A 4291-nucleotide genomic window follows, 5' to 3' on the forward strand; every position below is an offset into this window, starting at 1 on the left:
CTTTTAATTTAAACAAATTAATTTTCCATTATTAATAATTTTTGGCTAACGACCTTAAATTACATTTTTAAAAACAATAAATTGAATGAAAATTTTTATTAAAAATCATTTTAAATAGCATCAAATATCTTAAACAAAAGATGCTATTACCTGACTAACACACAATAGAGAGAAAGTTCAATGTCACTTACATATGAATTCCTTGTCCAATGGACACCCTCAACCGGTGACTGGAATCTTTACCAGTTTATTGACTCTGATACTGCTGAGCTTCATTTAGTTAAGTCAGGCAATTGGCAGACAGTGAAATCAGGGCATCAACTTATTCCCATTGGTAACTATGTTATCGACAGGGAAATCGCATCCAGCCAGTTCCGTTTGTGGCAAGTCGATATCGCTCAGGCGGATTTTCTGCCGTCTCTGATGGCACAAGGAGACCTGAGTGCTGAGCTGGATCCTTCGACAGAAATTATTCCTTTAGGTAATTATTTGCTGTTATACAAACCAGACACCGGTGCCTATCAATGTCGGCGTTTCGATCCATTCAGCAGTACATTGATGCTTACTGCTGATAGTCCACAAAATATTACCGGACACTGGCAAACAATCACGAATGCGGATTTAATACCTGTTGCAGGTTATGTCGTCAGCCGGGATAGAAGTAATGGTCAGTGCCGGACGTGGATGTTTGACGGTGGAAGTGCCTCTGATATTCTGCCTGAACCACAAATTCCCGGTATGCAGTGGACAATTGCTCCGAGCACGAAACTTTGCACGTTGGGTGACAGAGTTGTCGGCTGGAACCCTGATTCTCGTGATATTACCTTGTGGTCTGTTGATCCAACGCTGGCACATCCGGTTCTACCCTCAAAAACGATCACCGTCTGGAAGAGTGCCTTACCTGCTGACACCGTCCTATTCGGTATGACTCCCCTTGTCCCATTAGAATTGCCAACAGGAGTACAGGGCGGAGAAGATGGTCCGGGAACAATTCCCTGGATGCGGCAACGGATCAAAAAAGTGGTCTATCTGATGCTGGAAAATCGCTCCTTAGACCATATGTTTGGTGATCTTTATACCGAGGGTAAAGTCGGGAAATTTATTGGGTCTGATAAGCCTTTTGATGGAGCCAGTAATACGAACTGGAATGCGGATAAAAATGGTCACCGCTACTATCAAACCAAATTCTCCGTACACAGTGTGGACTACCCAAGAAGTGATCCCGATCATACATATTCAGGTATTATTCAACAATTATTTGATGGAGCTGAGCCCGGTGCTGGGCGTATTCCAGAAATGAAAGGTTTCGTCAAGAGCTATAGCTTCAGTGGAAAATCGCCTAATGAAGTCATGGATTATTACGATCCTAGTATGCTGGAACCACTGAGTCTGTTGGCGAAGCAATATGCGGTTTCCGATACCTGGTTCTGCTCTTTGCCTGGCCCTACTGACCCGAATCGGGCTTTTTCGCTAACAGGATCATCTTTCTGCAAAACGGAGAATTTTGATTCCGGAGAAATCTATATTTCGTGGCCTAAGTCTCCTCGTCGCCCCTCAGTCTGGGATGTGTTATGGGCTCACGGTATTAAGGACTGGAAACTTTATTACCACGCTACGTGGGGAAAACTGCAATATACCAACCAATTGTTTTTAAAGGGACATATTGACGAAGTCGATCAAAAAACCGACCATTACAACACGGATATCAGCGAATTCATATCATCAGCCAAAGCAGGTACATTGCCAGCGTTCAGTTTTATTGAACCTGCATGGGTTGGAAATTCATCAGGCATGGTTCCTAACTCTTGTCATCCTCCTTCAGATATGGCTCCCGGATTAAAAATGGTGGCGGACATCTACAATGCTTTACGTCAGGGGCCTGACTTCGATCAGACACTGCTGATAATCACTTTCGATGAGCACGGTGGCATCTATGATCACGTTCCGCCTCCTTATACCAACAATGCTTATCGTAATGATACTGAGGGAGGTTTTGGCTTTGATTTGCTTGGGGTACGTGTCCCGACGGTGCTCATTTCACCCTGGATAGAGAATTCGACGGTCTTTCGTTCAGCGCAAGAAGGACGCCAATACGATGCCACATCATTTCTTTCAACCTTGTTGCAATGGCAGGGAATACCGGCATCGAATTGGTGGTTAGGTGATCGCATACGGGCAGCTGCCAGTTTTGAATCGGTATTTCAGGCTGAGCATCTCCGCAAAGACATACCACTCAGTGTACAGGCTCCTGAGCTTGATCCTAAACAGCTCGACATGCCGATGAACGAGTTACATCAGCTCTTTATTACTCGCATTGTGTACACACTTTGTACAGGTGTTTTATCCCCTGAAGAGATAGAGCGGGAAGTACAGGATATCTGTGCCCTTGGAAGTATCCGGCTGGCAACACAGGCTTTGGATAAGCTGGAGATCCGCCTTAATGCTGTTCACTCAAAAAGTTGAAATAAATTATCATCGGCGTCAGATAGTTACCTGACGCCGATTTGTTGCTATTAAATATTGGGTATATATAATGGGAAAAAGTTCATATTGATAATATTAAGATAATTTGAAAAAATGAAACTATCTATACACATGAAATAATGATGGCTGTGTTTAGTTCTGGGTAGTTAGATTATATTTTTCAATTCAGACATATTTTTTATTTTCCAGTCGGCAACATCCCAGTATGAGTGATTGTATTCAATGCTATTTGGTATAACAACGCACTTCATAGAGGCTGCTTTAACTGCAATCATACCGGTTTTTGAATCTTCTATTCCTATACATTCTGTAGGTGAAACATTCAATTTTTCCGCAGCATTGAGATAGACCATTGGGTGGGGTTTATTATATGGCATATCGTCTGCTGAGGAGATATAGTCAAAATATTTAGCGATATCACATTGTTCGACTATATTTAACAGGAGGGATAACGGAGAAGCAGAGGCAATACCAATCTTAATATTTTTTTGCGCTAATCGTTCCAAGCATTCTACTACACCATCCATAATTGGTTTTTCTGTAAGAATTAATTCAATCCCTTTGTTGAAAAACTCTTTTACAATTTCAGATTTATTTAAATCATTTTTATTATAAAGCTGGCAGGCTTTATCTACCATACCTGGTACGGGTATCCCTGTCATATTAAACATTTCATCATAGGTGACTGGAACACCATAATGATTTAAAACTAGCATGCCAGATTTTTTCCATAGCGGTTCAGAGTTAATCAGTACACCATCCATATCGAAAATAACTGCTTTCATCATTATCTCCTTGCTTGGTTATATACATAATTTTTTTCTATAGCAATAAAATCATCTTTTTTGCGTTTTATTAAATTTCAGATTTATCAGATTATAATAATTATACTCTCATCATTCTATAACTTATTATTTATCTCTTTATTGTGATATTAATCACAGTTAAAATAGTGAAATTAATTAAATCTAATATTTTAATATAAACTTGGTATTAATACATCGGTAAAATTATTGATGCCACACCAAATATTTCACTCTTCGTGTACTCGTCGGATTCATCCTGTTCCTGAAAAAAGTTTCGTATTCAGAGTATTGTTCTTTATCTATTATGCTTATCTTTGCAAAATAATATACATGGCCACAGTGGAAGTAATATGTTGGTTTTATCACCAAACGCAAACAAAGGACGTTAAAAAACACGGTATCAGCAAGAGTGGTCACCAGCGCTATCGTTGTTTATGCTGTAACCGTACTTTTCAGCTTGATTATTCTTATCGAGCCTGTCAAGCCGGAATTAAAGAACAAGTCGCTGAAACAATCTGGGTATCCGTGATACTATCAGCGACTTGCATATCAGTATTAATGCTCTCGTGGTCTTTAGCTTTATAGATCCTCCTCGATTCATGCTCTCCGTTTTTAACATAAACACTGTGCCATTAATAAAACCATCTAATTTCAGGAAATATATTCACTATTAATATCTTCATTTCTCTGAAGTATCATTATTATAATCCTTCGAGTTGTTTTTTAGAGACATATTGATACCTGTAGCATAAAATCCAATTTTTTCATATAACCGAATTGCGGCCATATTATCAGGTGCGACTCGCAGATTGATCGATTTAATACCAGATACTTCAAGAACCGACATCAATTTCTGCAGTGATTCAAAACCAAGTTTTTTATTTCTATATTTCTGTAATATATAAAAATCCATGATGAATATGGATTTTTCTTTTGGTGTTGCTAAAATCCAAATATATCCTATATTGCATGATTTCTCTGAAATGGTTTTATTAATAATT

At 39.1% G+C, this 4291-nt stretch carries 3 protein-coding genes and 1 pseudogene; 2 read left to right on the forward strand and 2 right to left on the reverse strand.

Annotated elements, in window-relative coordinates; all coding sequences use genetic code 11:
• Window positions 1-180 precede the first annotated feature (180 nt).
• On the forward strand, window positions 181-2463 hold the full coding sequence (locus AACX68_RS05505; protein ID WP_228860785.1) for an alkaline phosphatase family protein: 2283 nt from the start codon (window positions 181-183) through the stop codon (window positions 2461-2463).
• Window positions 2464-2630: 167 nt separating this feature from the next.
• Here AACX68_RS05505 and hxpB read toward each other — a convergent pair whose 3' ends face one another.
• The gene (gene hxpB / locus AACX68_RS05510) at window positions 2631-3272 is read right to left on the reverse strand and encodes a hexitol phosphatase HxpB (RefSeq protein ID WP_339389288.1); all 642 of its coding nucleotides are present in this window, start codon (window positions 3270-3272) and stop codon (window positions 2631-2633) included.
• 348 nt (window positions 3273-3620) lie between these two features.
• Here hxpB and AACX68_RS05515 point away from each other — a divergent pair.
• Window positions 3621-3859: pseudogene (locus AACX68_RS05515) on the forward strand (IS1/IS1595 family N-terminal zinc-binding domain-containing protein); the annotation flags it as partial.
• Between the two features lie 110 nt (window positions 3860-3969).
• Here AACX68_RS05515 and AACX68_RS05520 read toward each other — a convergent pair.
• Window positions 3970-4291 (reverse strand): GNAT family N-acetyltransferase (locus tag AACX68_RS05520; RefSeq protein ID WP_228860787.1); only part of this gene is annotated, 322 nt, incomplete at its 5' end.

Origin of the sequence: Xenorhabdus sp. PB61.4 (assembly GCF_963894935.1) — a bacterium.
GTDB lineage: Bacteria > Pseudomonadota > Gammaproteobacteria > Enterobacterales > Enterobacteriaceae > Xenorhabdus > Xenorhabdus stockiae.